Annotated in this window: 16 protein-coding genes; 8 read left to right on the forward strand and 8 right to left on the reverse strand. The window is 44.3% G+C overall.

The window, feature by feature from the left end:
• Nucleotides 1-26 precede the first annotated feature (26 nt).
• The 4 genes from AC4MDD_RS00815 (at nt 27) to AC4MDD_RS00830 (ending at nt 3,738) form a co-directional block, all read left to right on the forward strand.
• Nucleotides 27-326, forward strand: coding sequence for an ArsR/SmtB family transcription factor (locus AC4MDD_RS00815; RefSeq protein ID WP_039890693.1), 300 nt, complete (start codon nt 27-29; stop codon nt 324-326).
• A gap of 15 nt (nt 327-341) precedes the next feature.
• Nucleotides 342-1,421, forward strand: a complete 1,080-nt coding sequence (locus AC4MDD_RS00820; RefSeq protein ID WP_005401520.1) for an alkene reductase — start codon at nt 342-344, stop codon at nt 1,419-1,421.
• Nucleotides 1,422-1,520: 99 nt separating this feature from the next.
• Entirely contained in the window at nt 1,521-2,801 is a 1,281-nt protein-coding gene (locus AC4MDD_RS00825; RefSeq protein WP_491882177.1) for a 3-deoxy-D-manno-octulosonic acid transferase, read from the forward strand.
• Between the two features lie 226 nt (nt 2,802-3,027).
• Nucleotides 3,028-3,738, forward strand: coding sequence for a 16S rRNA (uracil(1498)-N(3))-methyltransferase (locus AC4MDD_RS00830; RefSeq protein ID WP_005401522.1), 711 nt, complete (start codon nt 3,028-3,030; stop codon nt 3,736-3,738).
• Here AC4MDD_RS00830 and AC4MDD_RS00835 read toward each other — a convergent pair.
• Nucleotides 3,724-4,695 carry a mechanosensitive ion channel family protein gene (locus AC4MDD_RS00835; RefSeq protein ID WP_005401523.1) on the reverse strand — a complete coding sequence of 324 codons (972 nt, stop codon included), beginning with the start codon at nt 4,693-4,695 and terminating at the stop codon, nt 3,724-3,726. The two genes, AC4MDD_RS00830 and AC4MDD_RS00835, sit on opposite strands and share 15 nt — an antisense overlap.
• 452 nt (nt 4,696-5,147) lie before the next feature.
• Between AC4MDD_RS00835 and acs the strand changes: the two genes are divergently transcribed.
• Entirely contained in the window at nt 5,148-7,091 is a 1,944-nt protein-coding gene (gene acs, locus AC4MDD_RS00840) for an acetate--CoA ligase (protein WP_491882178.1), read from the forward strand.
• A gap of 123 nt (nt 7,092-7,214) precedes the next feature.
• Here the strand turns inward: acs and AC4MDD_RS00845 are convergent, their stop codons facing one another.
• The 5 genes from AC4MDD_RS00845 to msuE form a co-directional block, all read right to left on the reverse strand.
• Nucleotides 7,215-7,829 carry a riboflavin synthase subunit alpha gene (locus AC4MDD_RS00845; RefSeq protein WP_078388330.1) on the reverse strand — a complete coding sequence of 205 codons (615 nt, stop codon included), beginning with the start codon at nt 7,827-7,829 and terminating at the stop codon, nt 7,215-7,217.
• Nucleotides 7,830-7,889: 60 nt separating this feature from the next.
• Complete coding sequence (locus tag AC4MDD_RS00850; RefSeq protein WP_491882179.1) at nt 7,890-8,723, reverse strand: SDR family NAD(P)-dependent oxidoreductase; 834 nt, start codon at nt 8,721-8,723, stop codon at nt 7,890-7,892.
• Nucleotides 8,720-9,130, reverse strand: coding sequence for a DoxX-like family protein (locus AC4MDD_RS00855; protein WP_491882180.1), 411 nt, complete (start codon nt 9,128-9,130; stop codon nt 8,720-8,722). Before AC4MDD_RS00855 ends, AC4MDD_RS00850 begins: the two co-directional genes overlap by 4 nt.
• Nucleotides 9,131-9,256: 126 nt before the next feature.
• Complete coding sequence (sfnG, locus tag AC4MDD_RS00860; protein ID WP_491882181.1) at nt 9,257-10,363, reverse strand: dimethylsulfone monooxygenase SfnG; 1,107 nt, start codon at nt 10,361-10,363, stop codon at nt 9,257-9,259.
• 27 nt (nt 10,364-10,390) lie between these two features.
• Entirely contained in the window at nt 10,391-11,119 is a 729-nt protein-coding gene (msuE, locus tag AC4MDD_RS00865; protein ID WP_086209150.1) for an FMN reductase, read from the reverse strand.
• 377 nt (nt 11,120-11,496) lie between these two features.
• Here msuE and AC4MDD_RS00870 point away from each other — a divergent pair, with 377 nt between their 5' ends.
• Nucleotides 11,497-12,147, forward strand: coding sequence for a response regulator (locus tag AC4MDD_RS00870; RefSeq protein ID WP_004691689.1), 651 nt, complete (start codon nt 11,497-11,499; stop codon nt 12,145-12,147).
• Nucleotides 12,148-12,206: 59 nt separating this feature from the next.
• Here AC4MDD_RS00870 and AC4MDD_RS00875 read toward each other — a convergent pair whose 3' ends face one another.
• Entirely contained in the window at nt 12,207-12,974 is a 768-nt protein-coding gene (locus tag AC4MDD_RS00875; RefSeq protein ID WP_339399873.1) for a hypothetical protein, read from the reverse strand.
• 403 nt (nt 12,975-13,377) lie between these two features.
• Nucleotides 13,378-16,875 (reverse strand): hybrid sensor histidine kinase/response regulator, encoded by a 3,498-nt coding sequence (locus tag AC4MDD_RS00880; protein WP_005401534.1) that lies wholly within the window; start codon nt 16,873-16,875, stop codon nt 13,378-13,380.
• Between the two features lie 186 nt (nt 16,876-17,061).
• On the opposite strand from AC4MDD_RS00880, the gene AC4MDD_RS00885 reads away from it, so the two are divergent.
• Entirely contained in the window at nt 17,062-17,394 is a 333-nt protein-coding gene (locus AC4MDD_RS00885) for a DUF485 domain-containing protein (RefSeq protein ID WP_004691685.1), read from the forward strand.
• The gene (locus AC4MDD_RS00890) at nt 17,394-19,109 is read left to right on the forward strand and encodes a cation acetate symporter (protein ID WP_004691683.1); all 1,716 of its coding nucleotides are present in this window, start codon (nt 17,394-17,396) and stop codon (nt 19,107-19,109) included. Before AC4MDD_RS00885 ends, AC4MDD_RS00890 begins: the two co-directional genes overlap by 1 nt.
• The last annotated feature ends 105 nt before the right edge of the window (nt 19,110-19,214 follow it).

Here is a 19,214-nt window from a genome sequence, read left to right on the forward strand (position 1 = left end):
TGTTGCCCATTAAACGTGTCTTGAGTATGGATATAGATTTAATTTTTAAAGCCTTGGCTAATCCAACGCGTCGCCAAATTTTGGAATGGTTAAAAAAACCGGAACAATTTTTATCGAGTGACGAATGTAGTGACTTTAGACGCGGCGTATGTGCAGGTCATATCGAACGGTTGGGAAATGTATCGCAATCGACGATGTCGAACCATTTGTCCGTTTTACAGCAGGCCGGTTTAATTCAAGTGGAAAAATATGGACAATGGTCTTATTTTTCTCGCAATGAAGCGTTGATTCAGCAATTTATCGAACACCTACAACAACACCTTTAACAGGTGGGAGTAACGATGGCTGAATTAAATTCTCCTTTAACGCTCGGTGCGTTAGAGCTTAAAAACCGTGTCATCATGGCGCCGCTGACCCGTAACCGCGCAACTGCTGATCGCGTTCCAACCCCAATGATGGTTGAGTACTATGCGCAACGTGCAAGTGCTGGCCTGATCATTTCTGAAGCTACAGTGATTTCTGAAGAAGCCAATGGCTATTTGAATACTCCAGGATTGTTTACCGATGCTCAGGTCGAAGGCTGGAAAAAGGTCACTCAAGCGGTTCATGAGAAGGGCGGTCTGATTATTGCCCAGCTTTGGCATGTTGGTCGTGTATCGCATCCGGATCTGTTAAATGGTGAAACACCAGTCTCTGCAAGTGCAGTACAACAGGCGGGTCATGTCAGCTTACTACGTCCAAAACGTCCTTATGTATTGCCACGTCCTTTGGAGGTTTCTGAAATTCACGCGATTACCGAGCAATATAAGCAAGCCGCGATTCGTGCTAAAGAAGCCGGTTTTGATGGTGTGGAATTACATGCTGCCAATGGTTATCTTATTGACCAGTTCTTGCAAAGCAAAACCAATCAGCGTGAAGATGAATACGGCGGTTCAGTGGAAAATCGTACACGGTTCCTGCTAGAAGCCACTGATGCACTGATTGAAGTATGGGGTGCAGATCGTGTAGGGGTACATTTTGCGCCGCGTTGTGATGACCATGACATGGGCGATGATAATCCACGTGAAACATTTGGCTATGCCATGGAGCAGCTGGGCAAACGCAAGATTGCCTTCTTCTTTACCCGTGAATATCTGGCTGAAGACAGTATTTCTGAATATATGAAAGAGCGTTCTGGTGGAGTGCCTTATATTGCCAATATGCAACTGAGTCGTGAAGATGCGATTCAGCTGTTGGCATCAGGCAAGGCTGGTGCGGTGTCTTTTGGTAAGGCGTATATTGCCAATCCAGACTTGTATGAGCGTTTACTGCAAGATGCACCACTGAATGAACTGAAACTGGAAAATATGATTGGAACGGATGTCGCTGAAGGCTATGTGGACTATCCGACTTTAGCTGAAATGGAAACTGCTGCGGTTTAAATTGCTTTTCCGTTCAATTCGCGACAAGATAACAGCGCAATTCATGGGATAATATGAGTTGCGCTGTTTTATTTTTGCATTGATTTTTGGAGCACGTATTTGGCTACTCCTTTTTGGTATAACGCAGCACTTGCGCTGATCAAACCGCTGTATAAGTCTAAAATAAAAAAACGTGCAGAGACTACAGAACAATTTCAACAAGAATGTCTCGAACGTTTCGGGCCATTTCAACCGGTTAAAAATCGCCAAGCGATTTGGTTTCATGTGGTGTCGGTGGGTGAAACCAATGCAGCGCAGCCTCTCATCGAGCATTATTTAAAAGCCGGTCATCCAGTCTTGGTGACCAATACCACCAAAACTGGACAGGCACGGGCCAAATCCCTATTCTTAAAAGCACCTTATTTAGACCTGTTCCAAGCTGTATATTTACCTGCGGATCAAAAACCTTTAGTTCGTCAGTTTTTTACATTGTATCAGCCTAAGCTGTTGGCTTTGGTTGAGACGGAACTGTGGCCGAATTTAATTGCCCAAGCGGGGCAGAGTCAGGTGCCATGTATCTTGATTAATGCACGTCTTTCTGAAAAATCAGCCAAAGGCTATGCCAAAGTATCTAGCCTTACGCAGCCGATGTTACACGGACTAGATCAGCTTTTGGTACAAGATCAGGCAACTGCAGAGCGCTTTATTCAGCTCGGTGCAGCACCATCGCTAACACAGGTGGTGGGGAGTATTAAGTTTGATATTCATGCGCCAGAATCGGCTGTCAAACAGGCAGCTCAGCTCAAGCAAGAATGGTCACTCGCTGGGCGTAAGATCATCACTATTGCCAGTACTCATGCACCCGAAGAACAAAAACTGTTAAGCGCGTTTAAGCCATATTTGGATACACAGCCTGAACTGTTGTGCATTGTTGTACCACGTCATCCAGAGCGTTTTGATGAGGTCTTTGCTGTTGCACAAAGTTTAAATTTAAATACCACTCGCAGAAGTACGGGACAAAGCATACAGGCGGACACCCAAGTCTATTTAGCCGATTCGATGGGGGAGATGTGGTTATGGTATGCCTTATCTAATGCCTGTTTTGTCGGAGGCTCACTGAATGAACCGGGTGGTGGGCATAATATTTTAGAGCCGATTGCGTTACATGTGCCGACGGTTTTGGGCAAAAACTATTTTAATTTCCAAACCATTGTCGATGAATTTGTACAAGCCGATGCAGTGAAAGTTGTTGAGGATGCTGAACAAGCTGCTGCGGTATTGATGACACTGTTAGAGGATACTGAGCAGGCCAATACACTGAATCAAGCGGCACAAAAGATTATGCAACTGAATACTGGTTCTCTAGCCAAGCATATTCAAGTGATTGATGCTTATTTATAGACTATTCACAATAAATAGGAACGGTGAGGTGGCAGGGATGCCACCGTTAGGCTGTGGTATAGGGATGTACTATCAGCCTAACAAAGAGTTTTGCCTACTTTTGCTCTTTCAAAAGTAGGGTCATGCCTACACAGGGGCTTTAAATTTATATTGTTATTTGTGGCTATGAGTGATTAAGCTGCTGAATATCACGAGTTCGCAAAGTTTAAAGTAGTTTTTTCAAATTATGAATATTGTTCTCTTAGATCCGCGCCAAACTGAATCTGAACTCTGGTCCATTAGTGCCAAGCGCCAGCTTGAACATTTGCATCGTCATTTAGAGCTGAAAGCCGGTGATACTTTAAAAGTCGGGATACAAAACGGAAAGCGTCATCTTACGCAAGTGGTTGAGGTTTCCGAAACAGCTGTACGCATAAAACCCTTATATGAAGAACCTGTACCAGCCAAACTACCAGTGACTTTAATTGTCGCGATGCCACGCCCTAAAGTTCTGCGTCGTTTGATTATGGATGCGGTGACTTTAGGGGTTGAAAAAATCATTTTGCTGCACAGCTATCGGGTCGATAAAAGTTATTGGCAAACTCCGTTCTTACAACAGTTGGATCAATATGTGACTTTGGGGCTAGAGCAGGCAGGCGATACGCTTGCACCGAAAATTGAAATTTATAAACGCTTTAAGCCTTTTGTTGAAGATCAATTGCCAAGTCTGATTTCAGCTGATTGTCCTGCTTATGTGGCACATCCTTATAGCGATGCCAAAATGCCTTTTGCGATTCAGCATCCGTGTACGGTTGTGATCGGACCGGAAGGTGGATTTATCCCTTACGAAGTTGAATTACTTGTAAAAAACGGCTGCCAAGCGATGAGCTTAGGCAACCGTATTATTCGGACTGAAACCGTGATCCCTTATGTTTTAGGGCGCTTATTTAGCGGTTGAGGCTTCTGTCGGGTAGCTGTCATTTTTTGCGACGCGAACTTCTTGAACTGGGTAAGGAATAGAAATCCCTTGCTCAGCAAAGGCCTGAACTACATATTCTTGTACTGAACTGATTGAGCCAGATACCGTGGTTTCTGTGGTGTTGACCCACCATTGGACTTTGAGGTTCACTGAAAAATCTGCAAGTGCAGCGACGTTCACGCTAAAACTTGGCTGACTTAAAATGGTCGTATCTCGGTCTAAAATACCTAAAATAATATCTTTGGCTTTTTTGATGTCATCTTCATAACCAATACCGACCAAGAACTCGCAGCGACGACGTGGATAGGCGGTGTTGACAGTGACCGCACTGGTATACACAGTCGCATTGGGGATCACGATACGGCGACCATCTGGCGCACGTAGGTAAGTGGCACGAATTTGAATATCTTCAACGTTACCTTCCATACCCGAGACAATGATGTCGTCACCAATCTTAAACGGTTCACCCAGTAAAATCAGGATTCCTGAAAGTAGGTTTTGGAAGATATCTTTAAATGCAAAACCAATGGCAACCGAGCCAATCCCCAAAGCACTCATCAGCTGACCGGGTGTGAAACCTGGAATCGCAATCACCATGGCAATCAGGAAGCCAATAAAGACGATGGCCGAACTGCCGACACGGTTCAGGACAAGGACAAGGTTTTGTTTGGTATAAGAACGATCAGATAGTGCTTTACGAACAAAAAGCTTAAACAGTTTGGAGAGCAAATAAAAAATGACGAAGGTAATCAGCGCAATACAAAAATAAGGCATACGCTCCCAAAAACTATCGACAAATTTGTCGATGGTGGAATAGGCATCATTATATTTTGCTGTATGTGCAATTACACTTTGGGTGGTTTTCGCTGTCGCGTCATGTAGCATCTCTGACGTACCTTGAGCAACCTCGCTCAAGGTATGGGTTTGTTCTGACACTGGTGCTCCAATCGCTGAAAATTTGGCATATTTTGCCTGAAAATTGTGTGTATTTAATAGAGAAAAGCGTATGAAATTATCGCATTCTGAGTGATTGATAAACGGATAAAAATCTATCTGTCTGTTTTTTAAATGCTTGATTTTTTGAATCAAGGTGCTGAGCCATGCTCCTATGTATGAAATAGCACAGCCTGAAGTGTAACAATATGTTTAAAAAGCCTAGCTGGAGCCACTTTACGGAGTTCGACGTTGTTCATGTTACGGATTAAACACAGGATCTCATTGAAAGATCACTATAAAATGTGTTTTAAATTGTAGAAATAATATACGACCAAAGCCGTGTTGATCTGTTTAAAAAACAATCGTCATACTGTGGTTATGCAGTCCAATAATAAACCAATAACTGTGGCATGAACTCTCGCGATGAGAGTCAGAATATAAGGAAGTATGATATGAAAGAAGTATATCCTGTACCTGCAGAATTTGAAAAAACTGCGCGCACCAATGAACAAGAATATTTTGAACGCTATCAAAAATCGATAGAACAACCTGACGAGTATTGGGCTGAACAAGCGTTGAAACTCGATTGGATCAAGCCTTTTAGCCAAGTTAAAAACACCAGTTATGATAAAGACAATTTTAAAATTGAATGGTTTGCCGATGGGCAGTTAAACCTAAGTGCTAACTGCCTTGATCGCCACTTAAAAGAGCATCCGTATAAACCTGCCATTATTTGGGAAGGTGACCATCCGTCGCGCCATAAAATCATTTCCTTTGCTGAACTGTATGACGAAGTGTGTCGTTTTGCCAATGTTTTGAAAAAGCATGGCGTGGTGAAGGGTGATCGTGTAGTGCTGTATATGCCGATGATTTCAGAAGCGGCCATTTCGATGTTGGCCTGTGCCCGAATCGGTGCCGTGCATTGTGTGGTGTTTGGTGGCTTTTCACCTGACTCATTGGCGAGCCGAATTGATGACAGTCAAGCCAAAATTGTGATTACCGCAGACTCTGGAATGCGGGGGGGTAAACCGATTCCGCTGAAAGAAAATGTAGATGCGGCATTGAATCTACCCGGTACAGACTCGGTACAAAACGTGATTGTGGTATATCGGACAGGTAATCCGATCACGCTGAAAGAAGGGCGTGACTTGTGGTATCACATGGAAATCATGACCGTCAATGAGATATGTCCACCTGAACCGATGAATGCCGAAGATCCCCTATTTATTTTATATACCTCAGGTTCAACCGGTAAGCCCAAAGGTGTGCTGCATACCACAGGGGGCTATTTAACTTATGTGAATAGTACCTTCCGTGAAGTATTCGACTTAAAACAAGATGATGTGTTTTGGTGTACCGCCGATGTGGGCTGGATTACGGGACACTCTTATGTGCTGTATGGACCATTGTCGAATGGAACCACAACGGTGATGTTTGAGGGGATTCCACAGTATCCAAGTTGGGCACGTACAGGGCACATTGTCGACAAACACAATGTGACGATTTTGTACACAGCACCGACAGCGATCCGCGCCATGATGCGTGAAGGGGATGCCTTTGTCCGTGAGAGTGACCGTAGCAGTTTGCGTTTAATTGGTTCCGTTGGAGAGCCGATCAACCCTGAAGCATGGAATTGGTACTACACAGTGGTGGGGGAAAGCCGTTGCCCAGTGGTGGATACTTGGTGGCAAACTGAAACAGGCGGGATTTTAATTTCTCCACTTCCGGGTGCGACACCACTTAAACCAGGGTCTGCAACGCGTCCTTTATTTGGGATTCAACCCGCTTTGGTTGATGCTGAAGGCAAAGAGTTAGAAGGTGAGGCCGAAGGCAATCTGGTGATTAAGGATTCATGGCCGGGACAAATGCGAACCATTTGGGGGGATCCTGATCGGTTTATCGAAGCGTATTTTGCAACTTATCCGGGAACCTATTTCACGGGCGATGGTGCACGCCGTGATAAAGATGGTTATTACTGGATCACAGGTCGAGTCGATGATGTACTGAATGTGTCAGGGCACCGCTTAGGCACGGCCGAAGTGGAAAGTGCTTTGGTGGCACATGAGGCGGTTGCTGAGGCTGCCGTAGTAGGAATGCCACATGAGATCAAAGGGCAGGGAATTTGTTCCTTTGTCACTTTACAAGCAGGCACAGCGCAAACGGAAGAACTCCGTGCAGAGCTGATTCAGTGGGTAAGAAAGGTGTTGGGCCCTGTGGCGACACCAGATGCCTTACATTGGGCACCGTCTTTACCCAAAACACGTTCAGGCAAAATTATGCGCCGTATTTTAAGAAAAATTGCGGCGAACGAATTAGATAGTTTGGGCGATACATCGACGCTGGCTGAACCGCAAGTGGTCGAAGTGTTGATTAAAGAAGTATATCCAAACGGATAAAATCGACCTAAAAAATACCGTCTTAAGCAGACGGTATTTTTTATTTTGGCATAAACAGCGAACAGATTTGGATTGTGCTATAAACCTGCATATATGGGGTGCAGTCCCATTAGAAGAGCTATCTTAACGCTGATGGATGCTTTCTAAGGTATCAACCATCGTCCGCGTCATCTGATCAATTTCATAATTGACCGCATCGCCGACTTGTACCGATGCCCACGTGGTCAGACGCAAGGTTTCAGGAATCAAATCGACAGAGATTTCATGGCTGTTACGATCAACACGGTTGACGGTGAGGCTACAACCATTCAGACCAATAAAACCTTTTAAGAAAAAGTATTTGATATTACCCTCGGGAATGTGGAGATCCACATGCAGAGTCTCGCCGTGACGGCTCAGCTGCTTTATCGTAGCCGTTCCTTCGATATGTCCATACAAGTTGTGTCCCCCATTTTCCATCCCGACTTTGGCTGAACGTTCGATATTCACCTCATCGCCTGTCTGTAAAGCCCCTAAAGTGGTCAGGCGTCGAGTCAAATCTGAGACATCAAAATGGACTTGACTGGTGGTCAGATCGATGTGCGTTGCAGTTAAGCAGGTGCCATTGATGGCTACACTTGCACCGATGAAGACATCGTGAAAAAAGTTGTGTGTATTTGAAACTACAAGGGTGCTAAAACCGTCGCCTTGACGGACATCTAAAATTTTCTCTAAGCCTTGTACGATACCTGTGTACATCAGAAGTCTTCCTAATTCGGGGGTATGTTTAATGTAAATGATCTACAACTTGATGTGGCATTATTTTGAGTTGAGATGTGCTAAAGCTGTATCTTTGATTGGATTTCGACGCCAATAATAGGGCCGAAAAAATCGGAGCAACAGACGTAAGGGCGTCATCCATACGATTCGAGTATGGCGACGTTTATTCTCTAAAATACGTTGAGCCAAATAGCGACAGACCACTTCGGGAGGATCGACAATAAACAAAAAAAGCCGTTTCATTTTGTTCCAGTGCTGAACATTGCCATTTTGCCATGAGGATACCAGTAGGTCGGTTGCTACCATTCCGGGACTGAGTGTGCCGACTTGAATGTTGGTCTGTTTGGTTTCTTTAAATAGGGCTTGACTAAAGTAACCTACGGCACGTTTGGTGGTGGCATAGACGGTCATGCCTGCACTCCATTCGCCGCGAGTACCCCAACCTTCCATATTGAAAATTTGACCATAGCCTTGTGCCAGCATGCCGTTTAAGGCCACTTGTGAGCCGAACATACTGCCTAGAATATTGGTCTGAACCACAGTCTGTATGTCTGCTGCTGCGAGATCTTTAAAGTCTAGTGACGCTGTACAACTGCCTGCATTATTAATCCAAATCTGAACAGCACCAAATTGTTGAATGGCTTCATCCCAAAGCATTTGTACTTCATGGATCTTCGTGACATCACAAGTGACAGCATGAATCAGCGCAGCGGGAAAACGATGCCGTAGCTGTTGCAGGGTGCGCTGTAAATCTGTGCTATTTCGCCCAGAAATCACAACGGCTTGTTGTTGTTCCAAGAAGGCTTGAGCTAAACCCAAGCCGATACCTTTAGAACTGCCTGTAATGACGATGCAACCTGATTTTGAATTCATATGGATCCTTTACTTTGTGAACTAAAGGAAGTCGCTTCTTGGTTGTGAAGCATGCAATAACAAATGGATAGGCTGATCATTGCAAGGTTCATAGCCACAGGATTAAAAGCACGAATGAGACTGTCTGGTATTAGAAAAGCGACCAGTGCGAATAAAAACACTAGGCTGAAGATACTGAGGTAATGCAGATATTTACTGGAGCTCAACAGAAATAATAAAGCAAAAACACACTCAAGCACACCTGAGCCCTGACCTGCCAGTTGGGCCTGTGCGTAGGACAGCCCAAAAGTTTGCCAAATGGCAATCTCATCGGGATTGATAAAAAGGATTTTAGGAATTAGACCTTGATAGCCCCATAAAAAGGCCAAAGAGAGATTAATGAATTTAGAGAGTTGGCTGTTGTTCATATAAAGGGGGGATTTTTACTTTGTGTGGATTATACACCAATAAAAAAACCCTCAAGCCGAGCCTTGAGGGAAGAATAGAGTCACCTATCATTATTATTTTTTAGTTCGTGTCTGCTGCTTACCGAGCTAAGCAGATTTGGCATTCTCAACGGATTGCTGTTGAGCTTCCAACTCACGAACCAATGGCAACACTTTGGCACCGAAGTATTCAACCTCTTCGATAAAATGTAAAAAACCTGAAAGGATTAAATCCACCCCAACGGCTTTTAATTCCACAATACGTTCGGCAATTTGGCGTGGTGTACCAATCAAATTGGTTTTAAAGCCATTATTATATTGAACCAAATCTTCAAAGGTCGATTTGGCCCAGTTGCCTTCACCTTCAAGTGTTGCTGCTCCCGCTTCACGGGTAGCCTCACCAAAGGCATGTACCGCTTGAATATTGGCTTTATCAATAATTTCTTGCAGAACCGTTTTCGCTTCTTCCTCGGTATCTCGTGCAATAATGAAAGCATTCACCCCAATTTTGACCTGATGGCCATTCTGTTGGGCTTTTGCACGAATATCATCAATCTGTTTTTTGAGTTCATCCGGTGTATTGCCATTGGTAAAATACCAGTCTGAAACCCGTGCAGCCATATCTCGTGCAGCGCGTGAACTGCCGCCTTGGAAAATTTCAATATGCGGCTTTTGCACAGGTTTGGGCGACAAGGTGTAGTCTTTGAACTGGTAGTATTTTCCATAGAAACTATAGTTGTCTTGGGTCCAAACGCCTTTTAATGCACGAATAAACTCTTCGGAGCGAGCATAGCGTTGGTCATGTTCAGGCCATGCTTCACCAATGGCATCAAATTCGCCGCGAAACCAACCACTGACCACATTAATCGCAATACGTCCTTGGGTTAAGTGGTCGATGGTTGCAAGCTGTTTTGCGGCAAGCACGGGTTTCCACGGGCCAGGTAAAATGGCGGCTATGACTTTGAGTTTGCTGGTTTTGGCTAAGATACCGTGACTAAAACTGACCGACTCATGTTGGTTTTGTGCGTTATAACCCGCAGTAAAACGAATCTGAGTCAGAGCATAGTCAAAGCCATTCTTTTCCGCAGTGTGTGCTAAACGGACGTTATAGTCATAGCTCCAATCTGTGCGTTGCTCAATATTACTTACCACTAAGCCACCGCTGACATTGGGTACCCAATAAGCAAACGTAATATTTTTATTCTGTTGTGACATGTGAAAACCCTCTCCATGCTTTTTGCGTTAAGCGACCTGTGGTTTGGCTTTTTTCTGATGCAAGCGAGACTCGGCTGCATCTAAATTTGGTACTGCCGCTGAAGGCAGCACATCGTCTTGTTCGATTTGCGTGTTGATACCCAAGTTCTGATTCGCAAGTTGGGTCTTTTCTTTCACCACTTCTGCACGCTGACCTTTCGCAGGTGCCCATTCTAGGATGGGTAAAGCACGAGCTACCGCAAGAGTAATCCGATCTCGTAATAATTCACTTTGGATGGTATACGCGGGTGTAAAGTCTTTGTCTGTGGCATAGACTCCAATAGGTAAAGTTTGCGCTTGGAAGAAACTAAATAGTGGGCGAAGTTGATGCTCCAGTACCAACGCATGACGTTCACTGCCGCCTGAGGCTGCAAGCAGTACCGGTACATCGACCAGCGCCGTTTGCTCAACAAAGTCGAAAAAGTGTTTGAATAAACCAGTAAATGAAGCACGGTAAACTGGCGTTCCAACAATCAACGCATCGGCAGCTTCGACCGCGGCTAAGTCATCTTGTACACGTTGTGGCAGTTGGTTGCGGTAAATCGCACCACCGAGTAGATGTCCAATTTCGCTGAATTTAATAAAATGTACATGGATTGGGGTTGCTTCCCCCAGTTCATTTAATATTTCTTGTACTAGCGCCTCAGTTTTAGACGGGGTATTTAAACCGCCTGACACAGCGACAATATTGAGTGGTTTTTGCAGTAAAGTAGACATAAGGACAGCCCTAAAGTGTTGTATCTCGGAATGGGCTTATTTATCTAATATCTACATTTGGTCTGTAAAATAAAGAAATAGCGTTAGGTTATCTGATTTTAAGATATATCTGCTGAGCCTGAAAAAGGTTGCTGAAATTTTTATTAAGTGGTTGTATTTTTTATATATATTTAAAATAAATAACCTTTTTCGATGTGCTGATAAATTTTATATCAAAATGTGATTAGTTATTTATATTTCAATATCGACTTGGAGTTGAGGCTATTTTTCTGAATAAAGCGTGATAAAGTGAAAAAAAGTTAGACTTTGCATATCCTTATCGGCACTTGTATGGTTAGAATAGTCAAGACTAGTGCACTCGAAATCTCTCGTTGCTTATGAATATATTAATCGTTGATGACCATCCGCTGTTTCGCCATGCGTTAATCCAAGCTGTTCGTTATAGCTTACCGCAAGCTCAAATTCATGAAACAGCCGCAGTAAACGAGTTTTATGAACGCCTTGAAAAAGGTCCTGAACCTGATTTGGTGCTATTGGACTTAAACTTACCAGGTGCTTCAGGTTTTTCTGCATTGGTACACGTTCGTGCCCAGTATCCATCATTACCGATTATTGTCGTTTCAGCGCATGAAGAGACGTCGATCATTCAGCGTTCAATTGCGCATGGTGCGATGGGGTATATTCCAAAGTCGGCACATCCAAGTCATATTGGCGAAGCAATTCGCGAAGTCTTAGATGGTGAAATTTGGTTGCCGCCAAATTTACCCGCTAACATGAACTTTGACCCACGTGCTGCCGATGAAACTGCACTGGCTGAGCGAATTCAATCCTTAACACCGCAGCAGTTCCGTGTATTGATGATGGTGGCAGAAGGTTTGCTGAATAAGCAGATTGCTTATGAACTTGACGTTTCAGAAGCGACGATTAAAGCACACGTGACTGCGATTTTCCGTAAGCTTGGAGTACAGAACCGAACTCAAGCGGTACTCGCGATCAATGCTTTAAATATTGAAGAAAAACGAATGTAAGCTGATCTATTGAATTAAAAAAAGCGCTGAATCATCAGCGCTTTTTTTCGGTCTTAAGTTTAAGCCAAGCAGTTTTGTTTGCTGGTGACATCGGTACAAAATAAAGGATTTAAAGCGCATTGCAAGTCATCAATTTGCTCTTCAGAGACATAGCCCTGTTGTTTCAAATAAGCGGCAACGCGGTCATCGCGCAGACTTAAAAAGGCTGCGTCATACACGCCAAGATCGACAAATAAAGCCGCCGTTTCCAAGCTATTGAAACGGTCTAAGTAGATTTCGTTGTCATACATAAGGAAAATATGGTCTTGTGTCCCTTGGGCATCAATACTTAAACGATCCGCCAAGACTTGTGGTGGTGTTTTTACAAAGAGCAGATCCGACAGTTGGTCAAACTGGGTGGTGTCGAGTTGATCCTGATCGGTTTTGACTTTACCGAGCCATGCTTTAAACACCAAAACTGCACCGCCGCGAAGGAGCATGCTCCAAATTTGATGGCGCACATCTTCACTGAGTCCGCTGGATTCGGCTTCCAATGCCAGCAAGAACGGGTCTTCTTGTTGCTGAAGTTTTTCAAATAGACCTAAACCTTGCGGTTGGTAAGCCGCGGGGCGAAACACATCAAAGTCGAGTTGTTCAAACACTTGTAATGCGAGGGGAATGGCGGTGTGATACAGCGTATCTAAGGCCTGAACATGAGTTTCATTGAGTCTACTTTGTTTAAAGAGTTCGACCCAGTCAATACTGGGTAAAAAGGCATTGGCACTATACTGGCGCAAAAATTGTTGTGACTGATCTGAGCCATGTGGCATTGCTTTAGAAATGTTCATCATAAAACTCCAAGAGAAGGATGATCAGTTTCTTCAGCGAAGGAAGGGGATATATAGGTAGAAAAACTGATCTTTTCTTAGTCCTAGTTATCTGCCAATCCCCTGTGGAGATGAATACGACTAAAGTCGTAGTTTGCGTTTTTATGTATATTTAGTTTAAATAAAACAAATGCTTAAAAAATTGTAACTAAGTATACAAGTGTTCACTAATGTAACTGGTGTATTTTGCCATAGTAAAAATAGATGTGTAATTTTTAGTCAATACTGTGGGGCTTCAACGTGCTGAAAATGAGCACTTTGGTCGAAATCTTTAAAATTTTAGTCAGTTTGCCATGTATACAGAGCCTAAAAAAGACAAAACCCAAGTCAGATGACTTGGGTTTTGTGAGCAAATGTAGTGAATTTATTCAGGATTTGAAATTTTTAAACCCGATAACCATGCTCGTAAAGAAGCAGGTTTTAATGGTTTTTTTAAAAGCACGATATTCATATCTTTGACCCGTTGTGGCAGTTCAGGATCTGAGTCTGCGGTAATCAAAGCGACAGGTACATTTTCTTGGCGATTGGCCAAAATAAAGTCCAAACCAATTTTGTCATGATTTAAGTGCTGATCGACCAACCAGACCTGAATGTTTTCTTGTTGAATCATCTCAAAAGCCTGTTCAGGTTCAGTTGCCTTAAACACTTGATAGCCCCATTTGGTCAGTAAAGTCGACATCCCTTCTAAAATGGTTTCGTCATTGTCCAAGCACAAAATCTTATAGGCTTTGGTTTTGAGTGGTACCGCTTGTACAGGCGCTGCCACGACTTTTGGTGGGTCAATGATTGGTACTTCAATCATAAAGCATGAACCTTTGCCATACTCTGAATAGACATGCACTGGGTAGTCGAGCAGGCTAGTCATCCGTTGTACGATGGCCAAACCCAAGCCAAGCCCTTGCTCACCCCACGGTGAGGTATGGCCACAGCGCTCAAACTCTTGGAATAGTTTAATCCGTTGTTCTTCTGCAATCCCGGGTCCTGTATCCCAAACTCCAATTCGAATATGGCGTGGTTTGTCCGTGGAGCGGAGTACACCCACCACCACTTTGCCTTTGGCGGTATAGCGTAGGGCATTACTGACAAAGTTTTGAATAATACGGCGAATCCACTGTGGGTCAGTATCAATCCAGAACTGAGCATCATGTACGCTAAAACGAATACCGCGCTGTGCGGCAATGGATTTAAACTGTAATTCAAGGTCGCTGAGTAAATCATGCAGCGGATAAGCCTGGCGGTTGGGTTGAATGGTGCCACCTTCAAGACGGGCAATATCCAGTAGAGCAGACAACATACTTTCTGCACCGTGTAAGGCACGATCAAGCTGTTGTAGCGTTTTACGGTCTTCTTCACTTTGTACGCTTTGTTCTAAAGCCGTACTGAACAGACGCGCAGCATGCATCGGTTGCAATAAGTCATGACTGGCCGCGGCAATAAAGCGGCTTTTCGACATATTGGCTTTATCGGCTTGTTCACGTGCCAGTTGTTGTTCAGTTAATGCATCTGCTAACTGTTGAGTTCGGTCTTGGACACGCGCCTCTAGCATGGCTTCATTTTCACGGAAGGCAGTAATGTCGGCAAAGGTGGTGACAAAGCCGCCGCCTTCAATTGGGTTACCACGCATCTGAATGACACGACCATCTTTACGAATGCGTTCAAACTCGTGCGCACTACCGACTTGCATCCAGTGCATCCGTTTCCGTACATGTTCTTCAACCGAACCTGGGCCACATTCGCCGCGCTCTGCGTTATACCGAATCAAATCGGAAATCGGACAACCGACATAGACAATGTCTTTCGGGTAATCAAACAATTTTAAATATTGGTTATTCCATGCCACCAAACACATATTTTCATCGACCACACTCACCCCTTGGGTCATGTGGTCAATCATGGTCATGATCAGGTTTTGATTAAAACGTTGCCACTGTGAGGCTTGGTCTAGAATGTTTGCTACTTGCCCCAAAGCGAGGCCATTGTTGACCATTGCGGTGGTGAGCAGGGTACGTGCCGATGCAGCACCAATAGTGCCTGCCAAATATTGTTCGGTAAAACGCCACCACATGCCGTTGGCATTGCTGTTTTCATTCAGCACCACATTGTTCTGGGCACAGAACTGTTGGAAAGCGCGCATGGTTGCGCCATCGCCAGTAATCCGTTTGGCTAAGGTGATTAAATCACCAACTTTTAAACGTGCAACATCGTGATGAATGTAGTTGATGTCTGTAGACGTGCTCTGTGTCGGCAGTGGCTTGGTTTCATAATAGAAAAAGCTTTCTGCTTGAATTTGTTCGGCCACGCTGGGGCGGAAAATTCGGGAAATCCAAATGTATAAAATAATATTTAGACCGAGTGCCCACACTACTCCATGAGTGAGTGCGGCAAAGGATTCAAAACCGAGCAGGGCTTCAGGGCGTAACCAGTTAATGCCCATTGGCCCGAAATTGAGAAAGCTTTCGGTAAAGTGTGAATATTCAGCAGGTAAACTGCGCAGTACAGTGGGTAATAACAGGGTGTAGGCCCACATACCAAAACCGGCCAATAAACCTGCATAGACGCCTTGTTTACTGCCGCCACGCCAGTACAGACCACCTATGAGGGCAGGTGAGAACTGAGCCACCGCACTAAAGGCCAATAAGCCAAAGACTGAAAGTTGGTCGATGTCATTAAAGAAATGGAAGAACAAAAAACCCAGGAGCATTACGGCTAAAATACAGACCCGACGGGTAAATTTAAGCACCAAGGGTAAGCGCTTATCGTGGCGGGACAGTAAATTGGTACGCCATAAGGCAGGCATGATCAAGTCATTACTGAGCATGATCGACAGGGCCACTGAAGACACCAACAGCATACCCGTAGAGGCAGAAAAGCCACCTAAAAAGGCTAATAAGGTTAACCAGTCTTGGCCATAACTTAAGGGTAAAGACAAAACCGCGACATCGGGGATCGCTAAGTAACCTGGCGTTGCATGCAGTGCCCAACTGGCAATTGGGATAATAGCAATGATGGTTAAAACTAAATAAACTGCGAACCAGCGCCGTGCCCCACGAATATGTTTTTCATCACGCAATTCGACCACAGCGACGTGGAACTGACGCGGTAAGCAAATGATCGCGAGTCCAGCCAATAAGGTTTGAATCCAAAACGTATCGGGCACACCAATCAGTTGTACTTGATGGAAAGTCTCCGCGACATCCTTAGAAATTTGATGGATGTTTTCAGGTGCAGCAAACACGAAAAAGAGTGCGACACACAGCAAAGCAAACAGTTTGACAAAAGACTCGAAGGCAACCGCCAACATCAGACCACCATGTTGTTCTGTATTGGCAATCTGTCTGGTCCCGAAAATCATGGCTAAAATCGCTAAAATACCGGTGAGGAATAGCACACCGTTGGTGGTTGAGGCGATACTGCCTGCGGTGGGCTCTAAAATCACCGCAGCACTAAGTGCAATAGCGCGTAACTGCAGGGCTAAGTAAGGAATAATCGCAATAACGGCGAGGATGGTCACCATCGAGGCCAAAGGCCCACTTTTACCATAACGTGCAGCAACAAAATCGGCAATTGATGAAATAGCATGGTGCTGACGGACGCGGCCTAAACGACGCCAAATGTCATAGCCCAGTGCGACGAAGAGTAGTGGGCCAAGGTAGATCGGCAGAAAGATAATGCCTTCACGAACTGCTGCACCTGTTGCGCCATAAAAGGTCCAAGATGAACAGTAGACCCCTAAAGTTAAACTAAACAATAGCATGCGCCCACGCGTGCTCAAGCGGCTGGCGTGTTTCTCACCAAAAAAGGCGCAGATAAAGAGTAAGACGATATAGAGGGCCAATACCCCGATAATGAGCCAGCTGTTCATTTTACCTAAAGTTTTTCCTTCATCTTGGCCATCATAGCGCATCTCGGATAGCGGCTGCTGAGCTTGTTTAAAATTTACAGACCAAAGTCTAAATTACAACCAATACAGAAGCTTGCTACTTTAGCAAATGTAATAATTCGAATTAAAAAATTGTATCTACGGTTGGATACAAACAGGAGTATGGTTATGGATGAGAGACAAGTAGAACAGATTCTACAAAATCCCAAATTCAAGGAAATGGTTAGTCGTAAAAGTAAACTGAGCTGGACACTGACAACTATTATGTTGGTTGTATACGTTGGTTTCATGTTGTTGGTCGGCTACAACAAAGAATTTTTAATGACTTCAGTCAGTGGTGGGGTGACCACGATTGGCATGCCATTGGGTCTAAGCATTATTGTATTGTCTTTTGTTTTGTGTGGTGTTTATTCGTATATCTCGAATAACAAACTCGACGCATTAAATGAAGAAGCAATGCGTGAAGTTGAAGCCATTGCGCAAGAGAAAGGACAGCACTAATGAAATGGAATTCATTGAAAGCGCTTACAGTCGCTGCTACAGCACTGTTGGCTTCGAGCCTAGCACTTGCAGGCCCAGATTTGGGTGAGGCTCAACAGCAAGCGACAAACTGGCATGCCATTATCATGTTCGGTATCTTTGTCGGATTTACTTTGCTCATCACCAAATGGGCAGCAAAACAAACCACCAACACTGCTGACTTCTACACAGCGGGTGGCGGGATCTCAGGTTTCCAAAATGGTTTAGCGATTGCGGGTGACTATATGTCCGCAGCGTCATTCTTGGGTATCTCTGCAATGGTTTTCAGTTCAGGCTTCGACGGCTTGCTGTATTCATTGGGTTTCATGGTCGGTTGGCCAATCGTATTGTTCTTGGTGGCTGAACGTCTACGTAACTTAGGTAAGTTCAACTTATCTGACGTGGTGTCATTCCGCTTAGCGGAAAAACCAGTGCGTACGCTTGCAGCAGTGAGTTCATTGGTTGTCGTTGCATTCTATCTGATCGCTCAGATGGTGGGTGCAGGTCAGTTGATCAAACTGTTATTTGGTTTGAACTACAACATTGCTGTAGTGATTGTCGGCCTTTTGATGATGGCTTACGTGATCTTCGGTGGGATGTTGGCAACGACTTGGGTACAGATTATTAAAGCTGTAATGCTTTTGTCTGGCGCGACATTCATGGCTTTCATGGTGATGAAAGGCGTAGGCTTCAGCTTCTCTGAAATGTTCACGCAGTCAATTCAAGTTTTCTCTAAAGTACATGACATTTCTCTAGCAGAAGCGGGCAATATCATGGGCCCAGGTAAACTTGCAGCGAACCCAATTGATGCCATTTCTTTAGGTTTGGCTTTAATGTTCGGTACAGCGGGTCTACCACACATCTTAATGCGTTTCTTTACCGTTAAAGATGCTAAAGAAGCACGTAAATCAGTGGTTGTAGCAACAGGTTTCATTGGTTACTTCTACCTTTTAACCTTCATCATTGGTTTTGGTGCGATCCTTTATGTATCGAACAACCCACAGTTCATTGATGTCGCGAAAATGGCAGTAACTGGCAAGCTAGAGCTTGTTGGTGGTAACAACATGGCAGCGGTTCACTTGTCTGATGCATTGGGCGGTGACTTGTTCATGGGCTTCATTTCAGCAGTGGCGTTCGCAACGATTCTTGCTGTTGTTGCAGGTCTGACCTTGTCAGGTGCTTCAGCAATCTCACATGACTTGTACGCAAACGTGTTCAAGAAAGGTCAAACGACTCCTGAATCTGAACTTCGTATGTCTAAAATCGCGACTTTAGGTCTTGCTATTTTTGCAATGATTTTAGGGATTCTATTTGAGAAACAAAACGTTGCCTTCATGGTCGGGTTAGCATTCTCTGTAGCAGCATGTGCGAACTTCCCAGTGCTTGTACTGTCAATGTTCTGGAAAGGTTTAACCACGCGTGGTGCGGTGATTGGAGGTGTGATTGGTCTAGTGACTGCAGTAACACTAATTATCTTATCTAAAGCCGTTTGGGTCGATACATTGGGCATTTCTGAAACGCCAGTGAACCCATTCAATGGTCCAGCAATCTTTGCAATGCCATTGGCGTTCTTCTGCTGCTGGTTGTTCTCTGTGACTGATAACTCAGCACGTGCACAAGCAGAACGTAAAGCATTTGATGCGCAGTATGTACGTTCACAAACAGGTATTGGTATCTCAGGTGCTTCAGATCACTAATCTGAACCTGAACTAAAAAAAGCCCCTTCATCGGTAATGCCAGTCAGTTAAGCAAAAAAAGTTAAAATGCTGTAAAAAGAGCGTATGTAAATACGCTCTTTTTTT

This window comes from Acinetobacter sp. CAU_H_29a_1 (assembly GCF_058599505.1).

Bases quoted from the DNA above. Each gene is read 5' to 3' on its own strand.
- AC4MDD_RS00815 (WP_039890693.1), top strand. From the start codon at position 27: ATGGATATAGATTTAATTTTTAAAGCCTTGGCTAATCCAACGCGTCGC.
- AC4MDD_RS00820 (WP_005401520.1), top strand. From the start codon at position 342: ATGGCTGAATTAAATTCTCCTTTAACGCTCGGTGCGTTAGAGCTTAAA.
- AC4MDD_RS00830 (WP_005401522.1), top strand. From the start codon at position 3,028: ATGAATATTGTTCTCTTAGATCCGCGCCAAACTGAATCTGAACTCTGG.
- acs (WP_491882178.1), top strand. From the start codon at position 5,148: ATGAAAGAAGTATATCCTGTACCTGCAGAATTTGAAAAAACTGCGCGC.
- AC4MDD_RS00845 (WP_078388330.1), bottom strand. From the start codon at position 7,829: ATGTACACAGGTATCGTACAAGGCTTAGAGAAAATTTTAGATGTCCGT.
- AC4MDD_RS00850 (WP_491882179.1), bottom strand. From the start codon at position 8,723: ATGAATTCAAAATCAGGTTGCATCGTCATTACAGGCAGTTCTAAAGGT.
- AC4MDD_RS00855 (WP_491882180.1), bottom strand. From the start codon at position 9,130: ATGAACAACAGCCAACTCTCTAAATTCATTAATCTCTCTTTGGCCTTT.
- sfnG (WP_491882181.1), bottom strand. From the start codon at position 10,363: ATGTCACAACAGAATAAAAATATTACGTTTGCTTATTGGGTACCCAAT.
- msuE (WP_086209150.1), bottom strand. From the start codon at position 11,119: ATGTCTACTTTACTGCAAAAACCACTCAATATTGTCGCTGTGTCAGGC.
- AC4MDD_RS00870 (WP_004691689.1), top strand. From the start codon at position 11,497: ATGAATATATTAATCGTTGATGACCATCCGCTGTTTCGCCATGCGTTA.
- AC4MDD_RS00875 (WP_339399873.1), bottom strand. From the start codon at position 12,974: ATGAACATTTCTAAAGCAATGCCACATGGCTCAGATCAGTCACAACAA.
- AC4MDD_RS00880 (WP_005401534.1), bottom strand. From the start codon at position 16,875: ATGAACAGCTGGCTCATTATCGGGGTATTGGCCCTCTATATCGTCTTA.
- AC4MDD_RS00885 (WP_004691685.1), top strand. From the start codon at position 17,062: ATGGATGAGAGACAAGTAGAACAGATTCTACAAAATCCCAAATTCAAG.
- AC4MDD_RS00890 (WP_004691683.1), top strand. From the start codon at position 17,394: ATGAAATGGAATTCATTGAAAGCGCTTACAGTCGCTGCTACAGCACTG.